Origin of the sequence: Staphylococcus schleiferi (genome assembly GCF_025558325.1) — a bacterium.
Lineage (GTDB): Bacteria > Bacillota > Bacilli > Staphylococcales > Staphylococcaceae > Staphylococcus > Staphylococcus schleiferi.
This window is the reverse complement of record NZ_CP094712.1, coordinates 1,976,932-1,995,295: the sequence shown is the minus strand read 5'-3', so window position 1 is coordinate 1,995,295 and position 18,364 is coordinate 1,976,932. Positions and strand designations below refer to the sequence as shown.

Below are 18,364 nucleotides of genomic sequence, written 5' to 3'. Positions count from 1 at the left end.
TAGCATCCTTTTTTTATTAGGTTTAATCATAATGAATACCGCAACTTACTTAGCATTTGGGGTTGAGTTAGGACTAGCTAACACAGGCGTTTTCCTAGTGGTTATTGCATTAATCATTGACAACGAATCACGGGAAAGGAGGTGATTAAGTGGGTATCTTCTTAAGAAACGAAAATAGAGATTTACAGTATAACGAAGACGATTTACAAATGATGGTTCAGACGTTACCTGGTTTTCAGGGTACTAATTTAAGACAGTATACGCCTATAGATGCCATTAAGCACAGTGACATTTTTACAGCAGTAATGATGATTGCGTCTGATTTAGCACGTATGCCTATTAGATTAAACGTTAACGGTCAGATTGATTATAGTAATAAGGTTGTTAATTTGCTTAATACTAGGCCGAATTCACTGTATAACGGCTATATCTTTAAATTGGTTGTATTTGCCAATGCTTTATTGACTTCTCATGGTTACGTTGAAATCACGCGTGATAAGTTAGGTAACCCTATTAGTTTAACTTTTAGAAAAACTTCAGAAGTAGAATTAAAATCCGACCGAATGGGACGTCCTTATTATTCACATGAACGTACTGATGATAACGGTAAGTTTATTAGGCGAAACATTAAATATGAAGATATGTTAGACATTAAATTCTATTCATTAGACGGGATTCATGGATTGTCGTTACTTGATACACTGAGCAAGACTATTGATTCTGATAACAATGGTAAGGACTTTTTAAACAACTTCTTACGTAATGGCACGCATGCAGGCGGAATACTTAAGATGAAAGGCGTCTTAAACGATAAAAAAGCAAGAAACCGTGCGAGAGAGGAATTCCACAAAGCGTTTAGTGGTACAAAGCAAGCAGGTAAGGTTGTTGTACTAGATGAGTCAATGACGTTTGATCAGCTAGAAGTGGATACAGAAGTTTTAAAACTAATCCGTGAGAATAAATCGTCCACACGTGAGATTGCCGGTGTATTCGGCATTCCGTTGCATAAATTCGGTATCGAAACTACGAACATGAGCATTACAGACGCAAACTTGGACTATCTTTCAACGTTAAAACCTTACATTACATGTGTGTGTGCAGAGTTGAATTTCAAATTTAATGATGAATACACAGACAAAGTTTGTGAATTTAAATTCGATACGACTGAAATACGTGTAGTTGATGAAAAGACACAAGCTGAAATCGATAAAATTAATATTGATTCAGGTAAAACAAACATTGACGAAGTCCGTAAGCGTGATGGTTTACCACCTATACCTGGGGGTTACGGTAGTATCCATCGTGTTGACCTCAACCACGTGAATATTGCGCTTGTTGATGAGTACCAAATGAATAAATCACGTGGCACTGACAACAAATTGAAAGGTGGTGAGGAAGATGGCTAAATTAACTGTAGTCAAAGGACCACCGTGTGCTGGTAAATCTACTATGGTTCAACAAAGATTAACGGACAAAGACGTTGTGTTCGACTGGGATTTGATGCAACGCGCTATCACTCATTTGGATATTCATGATCATAATGAAAATGCTAAACACATAATCGCGGGTTTTCGAAAAATATTTATAAATGATTCGCAGACAAATAAAGACTTTGATAATTTTTATCTTTTAACATGTAATATGACCGAATCGCTTAATCGACAACTTGAAGGTTGTGATTATGACATTGAAGAAGTTGAAGCAACGGAAGAAGAATGTTTAAGTCGTCTTGAAAAGGATGAAAGTAGACCCAATAAGGAAATATTCAAACAACGCATTCATGAATATTTCGAGCAAAAGACTTCTGAAGAGGAGGTGAGGAAGATGGCAAAGGAAACGAGAATCGGAAATATCACAGAAGTCCGTTCGAATGATGATAATGAAATGGTCATCGAGGGTTACGCTTTGAAATTTGATACCTGGTCAGAGAATTTAGGTGGATTTAAAGAAACTATATCACGTAGCGCTTTAGAAAACACTGATTTATCTGATGTACGTTGTTTAGTAGACCACGTGCCATCACAAATTATTGGTAGAACGAAGTCTGGAACTTTGGAACTTGAAACTGATGATGTTGGCTTGAAATACCGTTGTAAGTTACCGAATACAACGTTTGCACGTGACTTGTACGAGAATATGCGTGTGGGTAACATCAATCAATGTTCATTTGGTTTTATGCTCGATGAGCAAGGTGATGAAATGCGTTTTGACCAACAAGAAAACATCTACAAACGTACTTTAAAAGCGATACGTGAGCTTACAGATGTATCTGTGGTGACCTATCCGGCATACAAAGATACGGATGTTAAACCGGCATTACGTAGTATTGAAAACATTGAAAATGAAGAACGTAAGAAGGCTTTAGCATTAAAACTTAAGAAACATTCTATTACAAATAAGCTTGGTGAAGTTGGACACCGTTAACAAATGCAACCATAGGACGTGCTTAAAAGCGACGTCTATTTTTTATGTAAGAATTTAGGAGGAATTTAAATGAATAAAAAAGATATTTTACATTCTGAAATTTCGGATTTAAAACGTAGTATTGACTTAAAAATCAAATATGCTACACGTGCATTAGACAATGATGAATTAGAGAAAGCAGAGACTTTAGAAAAGAAAATCGCAGACTTGCGCTCTCAAATTCAAGAGAAAGAAGCAGAGCTAAAGAAATTAAAAGATAAAGTCGATGAAGCAGAAAATGCAAATCCACAACCTGTAGTGGTTGAACAAGAACGTTCATACCGTCAAGCGCCTAACTTAAATGATTTAGGTATTTCAATCCAAGATACTAAAGTAACTTCACAAGAAGTTAGAGATTTTACTAATTATCTTGAAACACGCGAAGATATTAAGGGTGGTTCTTTAAAAACAGATTCAGGTTTTGTAGTTATTCCGGAAGAAATCGTAACTGACATTCTTAAATTGAAAGAAGTAGAGTTTAACCTTGATAAATATGTAACTGTTAAACGTGTTACTAATGGTTCTGGTAAATACCCTGTTGTACGTCAATCAGAGGTTGCGGCGCTTGAAAAGGTAGAAGAATTAGAAGAAAACCCTGAATTAGCGGTTAAACCATTCTTCCAATTAGCATACGACATCGACACACACCGTGGTTACTTCCGTATTTCTCGTGAAGCAATCGAAGATGCGAAAGTTAATGTACTGCAAGAATTAAAATTATGGATGGCACGTACAATTGCGGCTACACGTAATAAAGCGATTATTGATGTAATTACTAAAGGTTCGACGGGTTCTAAAGATAGCGGTTTTGAAAAAGAAGGCGCTAAACTTGAAACTAAAAAAGCAAAATCATTAGACGATATTAAAGACGCTGTGAATTTAAATGTTAAACCTAATTACGAACATAATGTTGCCATTGTATCTCAAACAATGTTTGCCAAATTAGACAAAATGAAAGATAAATTAGGTAACTACTTAATCCAACCTGATGTTAAAGAAAAAACGCAGCAACGTTTATTAGGTGCTAAAGTGGAAATTTTGCCTGATGAAATGCTTGGTGAAAAAGGCAAGAATACGATGATTATCGGTAACTTAAAAGATGCAATCGTATTATTTGACCGTTCACAATACCAAGCGTCATGGACTGACTACATGCACTTCGGTGAGTGCTTAATGGTTGCTGTACGTCAAGATTGCTGTATTTTAGATTATAAATCAGCTATTGTCATTGAATATGACGATGCTTCATCAGAAGAAGATTTGCAAGAAATGTAAGAGGTGATTATCATGGCGAAATATAAAGTGCTAACACGTTATAAAGATAAAGTTATCGGTAAAATCTTGGAAGTTGGAGATGAAGTCGATATGACAGTCAAACGTGCAAACGAGGTCAATAAAAAAGGCCAACCTCAAGATGGTATTTTAGAACGTATCGATAATAAGTAGGTGGTTGCAGTGAGTGATTTAGAGTTGTTAAAAAAACATTGTAAAATCGACCATTCTTACGAAGATGATTTGTTGATAATGTATTACGATTGGGCAAAACAAGACATTGCAGACGCGGTTACTGATGATTTAGATTGGCTCGAGAAACAAACGTTGTATAGAGCAGCGGTTTTTCCACTCACTGCATATTATTTTGAAAACCGTCTTGCTTACACTGAAAGAAACCTAAACTACGCACCACACATGGTTTTAAGTGTTGTGCATAAATTGAGGGACGCCTATGCGGTTCAATCCGAACAGATTAAATGAGCGCGTAACTTTTTGTGAGGATGTCAGCCAATCAATTAGAGGATTACCTCAACGACCTATTACAAAAGAGTTGTACAGTTGTTTTGCTTGTATTCAAGATTCTAAAGAGTCCGATACACAAACAAGTTTAACAACAGGCACTCAATTCATTAAAACAGTTATCATACGTGATCCACGTGGTGATTATCAGCCGAATAATAAGCACTATATTATTCACGACGGCGAAAAATACCCGATAAAATACGTTAAAAAGGATTACCAAGACAAATCTTACTTACGTGTTTACTGTGAGGTGGTGCTATAATGCCCGCAAAAATCGAGAAAAATACCGTTGAAGAAGGTTTGTTACGTAAAAAGGTTGAGTTTAGCGCAAATCAAAGTCGAATTCTGAAAGCAGGCGCGCGCGCTTTAATACCGATACTCGTAAAAAATACGCCCAAAAGTGATAGACGAGGTCATGCACGCGACCATATTGCTGTATCTAATGTAAAAACCGACAGAGGTTCGGGAGAAAAATACGTAGACATTGGATATACAAAAGGTTATGCACACCGTATACATGCAACAGAATTCGGAACGATGTATCAAAGACCGCAATTGTGGATTACTAAAACTGAAAAAAGTAATAGGCAGTTAGTGTATAGTGCCATGTTAACTGCGATGAAGAGGTCATTAAAATGAATGTAACCGATAAAATTTATGATGCAATCGTAAGTAACCCAAGTATTACTGTGGAAGATAACGTCTTTAAGTACGTTGTTCCTGAAAACTTCCACACTAAAACAAATCAGCCTATCGTAAGAATTACTCCATTGCCATATAATCCGAACGATTATGCTGACAATGAAGAAATGACGCGTGAGTACGACTATCAAATCGATGTTTGGTGGTCTGAAAACGAACCCGAGCAGCAAGCAGAAAGTATTGTGAAAGCATTAAAACAATTAAATTTTAAAGTTTATTACAGAGAACCCTTGTACGAAGTTGAGACTCTAACTTTTAGAGAAATCATTCGTGCAAACGGTTCTCTATTTATTTAGGAGGAAGATTAATGGAAAAATTAAAATTAAACTTGCAACATTTTGCAGAATCAACTGGCGTATCAGGTATCGCTATTGGTGTAACTAACTTTTACTGGGCGCCAATCGAAACTGATACGGATAAAGAATGGAAAGTAAAAAGCGGACACCGTACACGATTTTTAAAAGAAATCGAAGTGGACCGTCCACAAGAAGTTGAAGAAGAATACGGCGATAATATGGTTGCTGCAACTGCCGTCTCTAACGGTAAGTTATCTGTTAAAACAACATTCGTATCAATTCCCGCAGAACAAAAAGCATTCTTAGCAGGCGCTAAAAAAGGTAAAAACGGTTTTAAATACGGTGCGAACGACATTCCGCCAGATGTAGCTGTTGTATTTGAACGTACTAACCATGACGGTTCATCTGAATGGGTAGGATTATTCAAAGGTAAATTCACGCGTCCGAACTTATCAGGACAAACGAAACAAGATAAAGTTGAATTCCAAAATGATGAAGTAGAAGGTTCTTTCGTAGATCGTTTATATGATGAGTCATCACACGTTACTGGATTTGATAAAAAAGGTGTGAATGAAGGACGTGATTATGTCTTTATGGAAACTTTTGGTAAAAGTTATGAGGATTTCATGAAAGATGTTAATGGAGAATTAGAAGTGGATGAGGTTGAAAAAGCGATGCCGGGAAAGACGAGTGAGAAAGAGGTAACAAGTGTGTCTCTTTCTAAATCGTCAACAACAATTAAACGGGGCCAAACAGAACAGTTAAGCGCTACAACGGAACCTGAAGGCCAACCGGTAACGTATAAAGTTACTGAAGGTGAAGAGTATATTGAAGTTACACCTGAAGGGTCAGTGACTGCAAATGAAGTTGGACATGGCGTTGTAACCGCTACTTCTGGCGACCAATCAGACACAATCAGTATCGAAGTACAAGACGAGTTACAATCTATCTAATTCAAGAGGGGGCAAACCCCTCTTTTATTTTTGCGCAAAAATAAAAACGAAAGTAGGAATCTATTATGGCAAGACCATCAATTGAATTAATTACAGGATACACAAAAGCAGGTAAACCACAGACGAAAAAATACTTAGCAAAACCTATCATTACATTATTTGACACAATCCAAGGGACTAAACTAGCAAGAAAAATGCAAAACCTTTACGCAGATTCTAATTTTAAAGAATTAACAGAAGAAGAATACGCAGTTTTATCAGAAACAGAAAAAGAAGAATACAACGACAAGTTGCAAGAACAAGAGAAGAGAACGCTTGAAATGTTTGATGCGATTGAAGAAATTACGACTTTTATTGCAGAAATGTTTGGGAATCAATTTACATCAGAAGAATTACAAAAAGGTTTAGAGAGTGGAGAAAAAGGTTTTGAAACCCTTTCTGAAGTTCTAGGAACACTCATCGCAGGAGATGTGGACGAAACAAAAAAGTTCGTGACAGAGAAAACGAAATAGACCCCGAAGACCTTACACCAGAAGGACAATATAAAAATTACATGAAACTAGCAAAAAAGTTGATTGAAGAAGGCATGGACCCCGATAAAGTCGCAAACATGCCTATTCACTTCTTTTTAAATATTGTCGCGTCTGAAGTAGAAACAAAGAAAAAAGCCAAAAGTTTTGCAGAAATCTTTGGCTAGAAAGGAGGTTACGCTATGACAACACCTGCGGGCAATATGGTTATACGTGTTGATTTAGACGGTAGTGGCTTTAATAAAGGTATTGCAGGTTTAAATCGACAAATGAGGCTTGTTTCTAAAGAATTGAGCGCCAACTTATCAAAATTTAGCCGTTATGACAACTCTTTAGAAAAATCTAAGGTAAGAGTTGACGGTTTAACCAAACGCCAACAAGTACAAGCTCAAAAAGTTAGAGAGTTAAAAAACAATTACGATCAGTTATCAAAAGAAACTGGAGAAAATAGTGCAAAAACACAAGCGGCAGCCGCTGAGTATAACCAAGCATATGCCGAATTAAATAAATACGAACGCGAATTAAATGAAGCAACAGCTGAGATGAAACGTTTAGAAACGCAACAACGTGCTTTAAACACAACAATGGGTAAAATAGGTTCTAAATTTAGTCAGTGGGGACCTAAACTACAAGACATCGGTAAAAAGATGCAAGCTGTGGGTAAATCAATGACTCTACACGTTACTGCACCAGTAGTAGCAGGTTTTGGTTTAGCCGCTAAAAAAAGTATAGACTTTGACGACTCTATGCGTAAAGTTAAAGCCACATCAGGTGCAACGAGCGGAGAATTCCAACAACTTCGCGATAAAGCGCTTGAAATGGGTGCAAAAACTAAGTTTAGTGCCAGTCAATCAGCAGAAGCTTTGAATTACATGGCCTTAGCCGGGTGGGATACCAAAGATATGCTTAACGGTATCGATGGCGTCATGCAATTAGCAGCTGCATCTGGCGAAGATTTGGGAGCGGTGTCAGATATCGTTACTGACTCGTTAACAGCATTCGGATTAAAAGCTAAAGATAGTGGTCACTTTGCCGATGTGTTAGCACAAACAAGTTCTAAAGCAAATACAGACGTTCGTGGTATGGGTGAAGCCTTCAAATATGCTGCACCAGTAGCAGGGGCATTAGGATACACTGTGGAAGATACATCAATAGCTATTGGTTTGATGAGTAATGCAGGGATTAAAGGTGAAAAAGCAGGTACAGCATTACGTACTATGTTTACCAACCTTGCAAAACCTACGAAAGCAATGAAAAACGAGATGGAAAATTTAGGTATATCTATTACAGACAGTAACGGTAAGATGCTACCAATGCGTGATGTTATGGATCAATTACGTGGCAAGTTTAAAGGACTATCAAAAGACCAACAAGCAAGTGCTGCTGCTACCATTTTTGGTAAAGAGGCAATGAGTGGTGCGCTTGCTGTCATCAATGCATCAGATGAGGACTACAAAAAATTAACTAAGTCTATTGATAATTCAACTGGTGCATCCGAACGCATGTCTAAAGAGATGGAAGGCGGTATCGGTGGTTCTATTCGTCGAATGAAATCAGCTATTGAATCAATGGCTATAAGCATAGGCGATGTTTTAGCACCCCATATACGTAGAGCGGCAGATTTACTTGCATCTTTAGCAGATAAATTTACAAGCATGCCAGGTTGGGCAAAGACAGCTGTTGTGGGTATAGGTGTTTTTGCTGCAGCTTTAGGTCCATTAATACTTACGGTGGGTGCTTTTACAGCATCAATTGGTAGTATTATGGCTACATTAGGACCTTTAATGATAAACATCAAAATAGCAGGCGGTTTAATGGGGTTTTTAGGTACAAAAGCACCATTAGCAGCTAAAGGTTTAACTTTGGTTGGTACTGCATTTAAATTTATGTTAGGACCAATTGGATTAGCTATTGCAGCAGTAGCAGCAATCGGTACAGCATTTGTGATAGCCTATAAAAAATCAGAAACTTTTAGAAATATCGTAAATAAAGTAATTAATCCAGTTGTAAATGGTTTCAAAAAACTTTGGGGCGTTGCACAATCGGTATTTAATTCATTAAAAAGTTTACTATCTGGTAATACACTACCAACTGTTGACTTACTCTCTAAAATAATGCCTAAAGCAAGCGCTAAAAAAGTCGCATTAACATTACTTCAAATTAGACAAGCTTTTATAGATGCTTTTGGTGCGATTTGGCGTTTTGCTCAAGAGATAGGTAACAAGCTCACTCGCTTTTGGAAAGATAATGGTAAAGACATTATCCAAGCGTTCAAAAACATAGGAGAGTTTTTTAAAGGCTTTTTTATTGAAGCTCGAAACCAAATAGGACCTAATCTAAAAGAGTTTGGCGACTTAATAAAATCTATTTTTAACGGCGTAATTGTTCCAACCATTAAGATTGCCATGAAAGTGATATGGCAAATCATGAAATTTACATGGCCACTTATTAAAGTGTTGATTGTAGATACGTGGGATAATATTAAAAGTATTATTAAGGGTGCTTTAGATGTCATACTAGGCATTGTCAAAGTATTTAGCGGTGTATTTACAGGACAATGGGGCAAGGTTTGGGAAGGTGTCAAACAGATATTTAAAGGCGCAGTTGTATTAATTTGGAACCTTATTCAATTATGGTTTATGGGTAAAATACTCAAAGTCGTTAAAATATTTGGCGGTTTCTTTAAAGGTATTATCAGCAAATCCTTTAATGGCGTCAAAGGCGTTATAGAAACTGTGTTGGAGTTTATATGGTCTATTATTAGCTCCATATTCAAACGTATATTGTCATTTTCGCAAGGTATTTTTACTGCTTTACGTAAGTTTATAAAGTCTATTTGGACAAGTATTAAAAACGTAGTTGTTTCTATCGTAAAATCCCTTTGGTCTCGTATCAAAAGCACTTGGGATACTTTATATAGTGGCACAAGAAGTATATTTAACAGAGTGAAATCATGGTTAAGTAGTATTTGGGATTCGATAAGAAAAAACGTCACGCGTATAGCATCTAACTTATGGTCGAGAGTTAAAGGGACATGGCAAAAGCTTTGGAATGGAACTCGATATATCTTTAACAAAGTAAAAAGTTGGATGACGAATGTTTGGGATTCAATTAAAAATTCCGTAACTGGAATCGCTTCAAAATTATGGGGTTCGGTACGACAAACGTTCACAAACATGAAGGATGGTTTGCGTAATATCATAGACAAAATTAAAAACCACATTACTGGAATGGTTGATGCCATTAAGGAAGGTTTAAACGGCTTGATTAAAGGTCTTAACTGGGTAGGTTCTAAATTAAGCTTACCTAAAATACCTAAATTATCTACAGGGACACAACGCATAAACAGACATATACGTACTACATCTGATGGACGATTAAAACAAGGTACTATGGCTGTTGTGGGGGACAAAGGACCGGGTAATGGTAAAGGTCTAGATGGACGTCGTGAGTTAATACAGTACCCTAACGGACGCACAGCTTTAACTCCTGCAAAAGATACAACGACATGGCTCCCTAAAGGCTCACGCGTTATTAGTGGTAGCATGCGACAACAGATGATGCCACGTTTAAGCGTAGGTACATGGTTTAATAACGCTAAATCTTGGGTTGGGAATAAAGTTAAAGGTGCTGGTGAATGGCTCACTGATAAAATCGGTGATGTAATGGATTATATCGATAACCCTGCTAAGCTATTTAATAAACTTTTATCAAATTTAGGAATAAATTTTGACTCTATAACGAAAGGCATGGGGATTGTCGGTCAAATTACACGAGCGGCATTTGAAAAAATCAAAAAAGGTGCAATTGAGTGGATGAAGGGTGGCTTTGATTCTCTCGGAGGAGAATTGGTTGGTGGTATTTTAGACCCTGATAAAATTAATTACCATTATGGTCATACGGCAGCATATACTGCTGCAACTGGTAGACCGTTTCATGAAGGTGTCGACTTTCCATTCATCTATCAAACAGTTCGCACCCCTATGGGCGGACGTTTGACGCGTATGCCATTTATGGCGGGCGGTTATGGTAACTATGTAAAAATAACGAGCGGTGCAATAGATATGTTGTTTGCCCACCTTAAAAACTTTAGTAAGTCACCACCTTCCGGCTCAACAGTTAAACCAGGTGACGTAGTAGGGTTAACAGGTAATACTGGTTTTAGTACAGGCCCACATTTACATTTTGAAATGAGACGGAATGGTAGACATTTTGACCCTGAACCATATTTGAGAAGAGCGAAAAAGAATGGTCGTTTATCTGTTGGTGGTGGTAAAAGTGGTAATTATCCAAGTGGCTCGGGCGCAGCATACGCAAGTCGAGTAATCAGTCAAGCTCAACGTATATTAGGTGGTCGATATAAATCAGACTGGGTACATCAACAAATGATGCGTCTTGTAAAACGTGAATCAAATTACCAACCTAACGCTGTAAATAATTGGGACATCAATGCGCAACGAGGTACACCATCAAGAGGTTTATTCCAAATGATTAAACCGACTTTCGATTACTATGCTAAGCCAGGATATACAAACTTTAACAATCCGTTACACCAAGCCTTATCATCTATGCGTAATATCGCAAAAAAATACGGTGGTATTTATGGTTTTAACGGTGCGTTTAAACGTGCAGCAGACTATGCCTATGCAACAGGTGGCAAAGTGTACAACGGCTTGTATCATCTTGGAGAAGAGGGTTATCCTGAATGGATTATCCCAACTGATCCATCACGAGCGAGTGACGCTGCAAAATTGTTAGCGTTAGCTAGTAAAGATATTAGTAAGAATAAGCGCCCTAAAAACTTTAGTAATGCAACGTTGAGCAATAATGACAACAGTAAGTTAGAGAAAAAGTTAGACACAATGATTGGCTTATTAATCAAACTTGTTGGTTCTAATGAAGAAATCGCAAATAAGGATTACGAACCAGTGATTGATAATTTTGGTTTGGGTGAGTTTATAAATAGAACCGTAGATAAACGTGAGCGCGATGTATCACGTAAACAAAGATTTAATACAGGAGGTGTATTTGCTTAATGAACGATACAGTAATAGTAAATGATAAAACGCTTCCGTGGCTTTTTGTTCAAAGAGGGTTTAAAATACCCTCTTTTAATTTTGAGGTGAAAATTGAAGAAGTACCCGGTAGAAGTGGTTCAGTTTATCAAGGGCGAGAGTTGAAACAATACGAATTTGAATTACCACTGATCATACACAACGACTATTTATCACATAGTGGGATTAAATCACACGACGATATTCTAAATGAGTTAGTTAAATTCTTTAACTACGATAAACAAGTTAAACTTCAATTTAAATCAAAACAATGGTACTGGAACGCATATTTTGAAGGACCAATCGAGTTGTTCAGTAAAACTGAAAATCAAATCAATATAGTTAACTTAAAAGTCGTTTTAACTGACCCTTACAAGTATTCGACTAAAGGTAGTAAAAATACCGCAATTAGTGATGCAGTCAGTGTGGTTAATGCTGGTACTGCAGATACACCGATATTAGTTGAAGCAAGGGCGTTAAAAAATTCCAATTATTTTATGATCACTAAAAAAGATGAAGATTACTTTATGATTGGTGATGATGACGTAGATAAAAAGGTTAAAGATTATTCTCCTTTAATCTTGGGTGACGAGTTAAGGAGTTTAAAAGGTTGGAATAAACAATCTTCTAATAATATCAACGATAAATACACTGGCGGTGCTGTTGGGGGTACTTTTAGTCAGTCCACAAGTAAAGAAAGCGTTTATTTAAACACAGAAAGTATTAACGGTAGCGGTTGGCAAGGTGGAATGTATAAGCGTAGTTTTAGTAAGCAAATCAACAATTTCAGTGCTACATTTAAAATTGCAGTGAATCAAAAACGTAAGGGTGCAAACCGAACAGCGCAGTATTTATATGATACTGATGGTCGTGTAATTGCGTCGATTGGATATACTAATCCTAATGCCAATCAAGCAATTGGGCGTATTATCATTTGCTTGTACAATCAAAGTGGTGAACCTAAAAAGATTTATGACTATAAAAACAATCCAACGATTTACGGTATGGACGAATTTGTTGTATACATGCGCTTAACACGTATTGGCAAGGAGTTCACGATTAAGACTTGGAAGTATAGAGAAATACCTTATCCGTTACGTAAGATTGCGTTTGATACACATGAAGTTACATTTACTGATAAAGGCGATTTCTATAATCGTCCAATAAGTGCAGTTTCTATTTATTCTGCCAAAAATGGAACGAATAACTTTATGCCAGTGTATTTATTAGGTAGTTACATTCGTGAATTATTAGAAAAGCCAGCTGGAGAAAATGATATGATCATAAAAAGTGGTGATGACGTTGTGGTAGATATGAGCAGCAACTTAGTCATGGTTAACGGCGAACCATTCATACACGAAAAAACATTTGGTAGTGATTATTTTAATGTTAATTCGGGTCATACAGAATTGATTATTCAACCGCCTGATACGTTTGATACGACAATAAAATGGCAAGATAGGTGGTATTAATATGTTACATGTATTGGACTTTGAAGGTAATATTATAGATTTCATTAGCAAAAATGATAAATCACTTATTGATGTTAAACATGAGCGCAACATTAAAGATTATACTGAAATACTAGACATTACGATTTTAGCAAGCAGGGCGGTTAAGTTTAAAGAACGTAACAGAGTGATTTTCTTAGATAGCCGCAATGAACCGCGCGAATTTATTATTAATCGTATAGAGCAAGACAGCACAAGTAAGTATTCATTAATCGAATGTAATGCATCATACTTAGAAGACATCGCAACAGCCGTACCATACCCTCCTCAAAAGTTTGAAAAGTATACAACTACTCAAGCACTTAGTGATGTATTAAAAGATACGGGTTGGAAAGTAAGCGGTGATACTGAATATAACGGTACACGTACAACGTCATGGACAAGCTATCAATCAAGATTTGATGTCCTTAAACAACTGACGACCACATACAAAATGGTTATAGATTTCCACATTGATTTGGATAGTCGTAAAGTTAAATCACGATACGTAAGTTTGAAAGAACCAAAACCTTTATTTAAAGGGAAAGAAATTGTGCGGGGCAAAGATTTACTAGGATTGAAACGTACAGTAGATGTATCTGAAGTGCGCACAGCATTAGTTTGTTTAGGCCCTGAAAAAGAAAATGGTGAACGTATTAAATTAATCGTAAAAGATGATGAAGCTCAAAAACAATTTGGATTACCTACACGTTACATTTGGGATATATACGAACCTGAATCTGAAGACGAGAATATGACTGAACGACGCTTACGCACTTTAGGTAATACTCAACTCAATAAAGTAAAGAGTGCAGCAGTAAGTTATGAAGTGACGTCTTTAGATATTAAAAAAGCTTATCCGCACGAAATTATCCGCTTAGGGGACAAGGTGCGTGTGAAAGATAGAGAATTTACTCCTGCACTATATGTTGAGGGGGAAGTTATATCTGAAACATATAATCCTTTGACAAATGTAAGTGTCTATTCGTTTGGGAATTATGTTGAATATAAAGAAGCTGATCTACGTGTAGAATTTACAAAAAAAATGGAAGCCATCGCACAAAAATTAAACGATAATTTTACAAATGTAAATACTATTGTCGCTGATGTAGTTGAAGGTAAACTCGAATACTTTGAACGTAAGATATTTAAAGGTTCTGAACCGCCTGAAAATCCCGTAAACGATATGTTGTGGTTAGATACACGTAATCCTGATGTGGCAGTATTACGACGTTATTGGGAGGGACAATGGGTTAATGCAACGGCAGAAAAGGCCGAAGATATAGGTGCGATAACACGTGAAAAAGCACTATATAGCGAGTTAAATAACACATTCGTTAATTTATCCATTCAACATAGTAAATTGCTTAATGAAATGCATGAGGTTATTAATAGTGAGTATTTAGTGGACTTTGATTTGAAAAATGAATTAAATGCCAAACTTGACGCTACTGTATCAATATATAACAACATTAAAAGCAATCTTGAAAGTATGACAGATAAAACTGCTACTATAGGTAAATTAATCGATACACAAACGTTATTCTTAAATTATCGAACGGCTATGCAGAGATTATACAATGTGGTTGAACGTGCAAAGATAGCGATTGATGAACGATTTAAATTGTTACAGTCGCAATATACTGAAAAAAAATTTAGAGACGCTTTGCAAGAAATAGCCGATGCATTCGGTTTACAAGTAAATGACAAAAATCAACTTGTCGGTGAACCTAATGTAGTTGAAAAAGCAGTAATTGCAGCACGTGAAGATACGAAAGAACAACTTAGAGATTACGTAAAGTCAATTGATTATCAAAGCAATCAAAAAGGATTAATCGAACGTATGGAATCGGCAGACGCAGAACGAAAGACACTAGCCGGTCAAATTAGTGATAAAGTCACATTGAATGAATATCATAGTGGTTTAGAGGAACAACGCCAGTATACAGATAATCAATTAAGTGATATAGCAAATAACCCTGAAATTAAAGCAAGTATTGAACAAGCAAATCGAGAAGCGCAAGAAGCTTTGCGTTCTTATGTTGATGCTCAAGATAACCTCAATAAAACAGAGTTACAAGCCTATGCTGACGGCAAAATTTCTGAAGAAGAACAACGAGCTATACAAGATGCGCAAGCCAAACTTGAAGAGGCTAAACAAAATGCTGAATTAAAAGCTAGAAATGCAGAAAGAAAAGCTAACGCTTATACAGATGATAAAGTAAAAGAAAGTTTCGATAATTTTAGAAAAACAGTAACACGCTATGGGTCACAAATACTTCAAAACGGTAAAGAGATTAAATTAAGAACTACCAAAGAAGAATTTGACGCTACAAATAAGACGTTGTCCAACATCATGTCTGAGATTGTTCAAAATGTAACCACAGGTGCAACAATCCGATTTGATGATAATGGTACAGCGCAATCGTTGAATGTGGGTCCACAAGGCATTCAGCTTAATGGTGATAAGATTAACTTAAATACAAGTAGAGAATTCAACTTACTTGTGTCCAACATGGATAACAAAGTGGACAAAGACGCTGTTGTATCGTCTATTAACGCGACGCCTGAAAAAGTTGATATTAATACTCGAAATGTAGGTATACGTGGTGGTTCAGGACAGGCTTATGTAGATATTAGGAATGACCAAATAGAGTTAGGTGGCGGTTTTAGAAGAACTTGGAGGGGACGTTCAACAAGGCATAATATTTTCACACGATTAAAGGATGGTCACTTACGATTCAGAAACAATGCTCTTGACCGGTCACTATATATGTCCGAATTTGGAATATCCACATATATAGACGGCGAGGGAGAAGGACTAGGTTCCTCGGGTACAATTCAATGGTGGGATACAACATATTCTGAATCCGATGCTAACGGAATTACTATTAACAGTTACGGTGGTGTGGTTGCATTATCGAGTGATAATAACAGAATTGTTTTAGATGCTTATGCGTCATCAAACGTCGAAAGCAAAACAGCTGCAGTATATATTCACCCACACAAAGAGACACGGCCGGGTAACAATAGATTTGCATTTACTGTATCAAATGCAGATCACTCATCAAATACAGATGGTTACATCATGTATGGGTCAGACACAAACTATAATTACGGTGCAGGCCTACGATTCAGTAAATCTCAAAACGGAAAGACAGTTCAAGTTGTAGACGGTAATTATTCAACCGGCGGCGATACTACAATCGAGGCTGGATATGGTAGTTTTAACACTATATCTAAAAGAGATGGAAATAAATATGTAAGGATTATAAGTGATGACGGCTTTCTCGTCGGACGTGATAACGCAGGGAATCGTATAGCATCAAAATTTATCTATAATAGAACCTATTCGGGGTCACCAAATTTACACATTACAGGTGAAGGGACTTTAGGTCGTTCAACGTCGGCTATGAAATATAAAGCACTAATTGAAAAACAGTTTGATGACAGTAAAAGACAATTGGAACACTCTCAACACATTTTAGACTTAGATGTAAAATCATGGTTTGATAAACATGAAGTGGAAAATTATGCTAAAGAAATTGTCGAGGGAGAAAAATTAGACGAAGATAAATACAAAATATCACGACACGTTGGTTTAATTGCTGAGGACTTAGCAGAGGCAGGTTTAATCGAACATGTTGTGTATGGTTCTGATGGAGAAATTGAAGGTATCGAATACGATAGACTGTGGATACATTTGTTGCCAGTCATTAAAGAGTTAAAAAACAGAATTAAAGTATTGGAGGAAAAACAAAATGAATCAAAATAATCAAGGGTTGCAAGCAGACCCTCATCTCGTGATCAATAATTTGACGCAGGAAGTAGCAAGGCTTTCACAAGAAAACGCAATGTTAAAAGCAATTATTCAAGAACAAAATAACGATAGTAAAACGTCTGACGAATAAACGTTAGGCGTTTTTATTATAAATAAAAAAATTAGGAGGAATTATCATGGAACAAATTACAGAATTTTATTTAGTTGAGGTTAATGAAAGAGGAGAAGAAAGTTGTTTAATGCAAAACTATTCAAACAGTTTTGTACGTGGTGCGTCACCAAATAGCGCATACAAATTTAAAGATGAGGAACAGGTTAAAAAAGTATGTAGTATGCAAAACATGCTTGCAACAATCTTTAACAACGGTACTAAAACGTACTATGTAAAGCAAGACATTACACGTAACAGTTTTGATGAAAAAGGCGAACCATATACAGCTAAAAAAGAGTAGGTGGCATGATGTTTGGTTTTATCAAACGACGGGAGCATGAATGGCGCATTTTGCGCTTGGAAGAAAATGATAAAGATATGTTTAAAAAACTAGATAACATTGAACATAGTCTTCGAACGCAAGAAAAAGTTTACGATAAGCTTGATAGAACTTTTGAAGAATTAAAACGCGATAGATTGAAAGATGAGCAGAATAAGAAAGAAAACGCCAAAAACATTAAAGATTTGAAAATGTGGATGCTGGGTGTTATAGGCACGATTGCAAGTACGATCATTATTGCTATTCTACGTACATTTTTTGGCATTTAAAGGAGGTGATTGTTATGAAATTTGCGTACAGTTTTTGGAGTTGTTTTTGGTTCGGCAGATGTAAACGATAACTAAAGCGGATTAAGTCGACTATTAGCGTAGTCGGCTTTTTATTTTGCTAAAAAAGGAGATAACAATATGAAAATCAATTGGACAAACCGACTTAAAAATGGAGCAACTCTATCTGCTTTGATAGGGTTGCTTTTTTTATTAGCTAAACAAGTTTCTGAAATTTTCGGCGTAGACATTTCCGGTCAACTACAAACAGCCAGTGGCATTGTAGGCACGATTCTAACACTTTTAGCCTATTTGGGTGTTATTACCAATCCAAACACAAAAGGCGTGTCTGACGCTGGCATAGACATGCAATTGAGCAAGCCGCGTGACCAAGATACACACCCAGTCTCTTTTGAAGAAGATAGCAATAGTAAAACCCCGAAATTTTACGATACATCACAACCTTTTACAGACGACAGCACAGACGTTGTCTTTGATGTTAACCAGTATGAGGCAAACGAAAGAGAAAGAGGGTTATAAC

General features: G+C 36.6%; 18 protein-coding genes. All 18 read left to right on the top strand.

All coding sequences use genetic code 11. From position 1 onward, the window contains the following. Positions 1-149: 149 nt before the first annotated feature. The 18 genes from MUA40_RS09320 (at position 150) to MUA40_RS09235 (ending at position 18,363) form a co-directional block, all read left to right on the top strand. A complete protein-coding gene (locus MUA40_RS09320) occupies positions 150-1,406 on the top strand; it encodes a phage portal protein (protein WP_019165879.1) in 1,257 nt (418 codons plus the stop codon). Positions 1,407-1,824: 418 nt separating this feature from the next. Further along, positions 1,825-2,424, top strand: a complete 600-nt coding sequence (locus MUA40_RS09315; protein ID WP_262570113.1) for an HK97 family phage prohead protease — start codon at positions 1,825-1,827, stop codon at positions 2,422-2,424. Between the two features lie 69 nt (positions 2,425-2,493). Beyond that, entirely contained in the window at positions 2,494-3,738 is a 1,245-nt protein-coding gene (locus MUA40_RS09310; protein ID WP_262569456.1) for a phage major capsid protein, read from the top strand. Positions 3,739-3,750: 12 nt separating this feature from the next. Next, the gene (locus tag MUA40_RS09305) at positions 3,751-3,909 is read left to right on the top strand and encodes a hypothetical protein (RefSeq protein ID WP_165544995.1); all 159 of its coding nucleotides are present in this window, start codon (positions 3,751-3,753) and stop codon (positions 3,907-3,909) included. A 9-nt stretch (positions 3,910-3,918) separates the two neighbouring features. Beyond that, positions 3,919-4,218: a head-tail connector protein gene (locus tag MUA40_RS09300; RefSeq protein WP_126496174.1), complete on the top strand. Its 300-nt coding sequence runs from the start codon at positions 3,919-3,921 to the stop codon at positions 4,216-4,218. Further along, the gene (locus tag MUA40_RS09295; RefSeq protein WP_126496173.1) at positions 4,190-4,522 is read left to right on the top strand and encodes a phage head completion protein; all 333 of its coding nucleotides are present in this window, start codon (positions 4,190-4,192) and stop codon (positions 4,520-4,522) included. The genes MUA40_RS09300 and MUA40_RS09295 overlap by 29 nt, the downstream gene beginning before the upstream one ends. Further along, the gene (locus MUA40_RS09290) at positions 4,522-4,899 is read left to right on the top strand and encodes an HK97-gp10 family putative phage morphogenesis protein (protein WP_165544994.1); all 378 of its coding nucleotides are present in this window, start codon (positions 4,522-4,524) and stop codon (positions 4,897-4,899) included. Before MUA40_RS09295 ends, MUA40_RS09290 begins: the two co-directional genes overlap by 1 nt. Beyond that, positions 4,896-5,258, top strand: a complete 363-nt coding sequence (locus tag MUA40_RS09285) for a DUF806 family protein (protein WP_182364543.1) — start codon at positions 4,896-4,898, stop codon at positions 5,256-5,258. The genes MUA40_RS09290 and MUA40_RS09285 overlap by 4 nt, the downstream gene beginning before the upstream one ends. Positions 5,259-5,269: 11 nt before the next feature. After that, a complete protein-coding gene (locus MUA40_RS09280) occupies positions 5,270-6,211 on the top strand; it encodes a major tail protein (RefSeq protein ID WP_262569455.1) in 942 nt (313 codons plus the stop codon). Between the two features lie 65 nt (positions 6,212-6,276). Continuing rightward, on the top strand, positions 6,277-6,723 hold the full coding sequence (gene gpG, locus MUA40_RS09275; RefSeq protein WP_262569454.1) for a phage tail assembly chaperone G: 447 nt from the start codon (positions 6,277-6,279) through the stop codon (positions 6,721-6,723). Positions 6,724-6,764: 41 nt separating this feature from the next. Next, complete coding sequence (gene gpGT, locus MUA40_RS09270) at positions 6,765-6,908, top strand: phage tail assembly chaperone GT (protein WP_164905402.1); 144 nt, start codon at positions 6,765-6,767, stop codon at positions 6,906-6,908. A 15-nt stretch (positions 6,909-6,923) separates the two neighbouring features. Further along, complete coding sequence (locus MUA40_RS09265; RefSeq protein WP_262569453.1) at positions 6,924-11,777, top strand: phage tail tape measure protein; 4,854 nt, start codon at positions 6,924-6,926, stop codon at positions 11,775-11,777. Next, on the top strand, positions 11,777-13,267 hold the full coding sequence (locus tag MUA40_RS09260; protein ID WP_262569452.1) for a phage tail family protein: 1,491 nt from the start codon (positions 11,777-11,779) through the stop codon (positions 13,265-13,267). The genes MUA40_RS09265 and MUA40_RS09260 overlap by 1 nt, the downstream gene beginning before the upstream one ends. 1 nt (position 13,268) lies before the next feature. Next, positions 13,269-17,060 carry a phage tail spike protein gene (locus MUA40_RS09255; protein WP_262569450.1) on the top strand — a complete coding sequence of 1,264 codons (3,792 nt, stop codon included), beginning with the start codon at positions 13,269-13,271 and terminating at the stop codon, positions 17,058-17,060. Further along, positions 17,047-17,196 (top strand): hypothetical protein, encoded by a 150-nt coding sequence (locus MUA40_RS09250; RefSeq protein ID WP_182364549.1) that lies wholly within the window; start codon positions 17,047-17,049, stop codon positions 17,194-17,196. The genes MUA40_RS09255 and MUA40_RS09250 overlap by 14 nt, the downstream gene beginning before the upstream one ends. Before the next feature lie 46 nt (positions 17,197-17,242). Then, positions 17,243-17,518, top strand: a complete 276-nt coding sequence (locus tag MUA40_RS09245) for a hypothetical protein (RefSeq protein WP_126496168.1) — start codon at positions 17,243-17,245, stop codon at positions 17,516-17,518. A gap of 8 nt (positions 17,519-17,526) precedes the next feature. Continuing rightward, positions 17,527-17,826, top strand: a complete 300-nt coding sequence (locus tag MUA40_RS09240; RefSeq protein ID WP_262570111.1) for a DUF2951 domain-containing protein — start codon at positions 17,527-17,529, stop codon at positions 17,824-17,826. A gap of 138 nt (positions 17,827-17,964) precedes the next feature. After that, complete coding sequence (locus MUA40_RS09235) at positions 17,965-18,363, top strand: phage holin (protein WP_262569447.1); 399 nt, start codon at positions 17,965-17,967, stop codon at positions 18,361-18,363. Position 18,364: the final 1 nt, after the last annotated feature.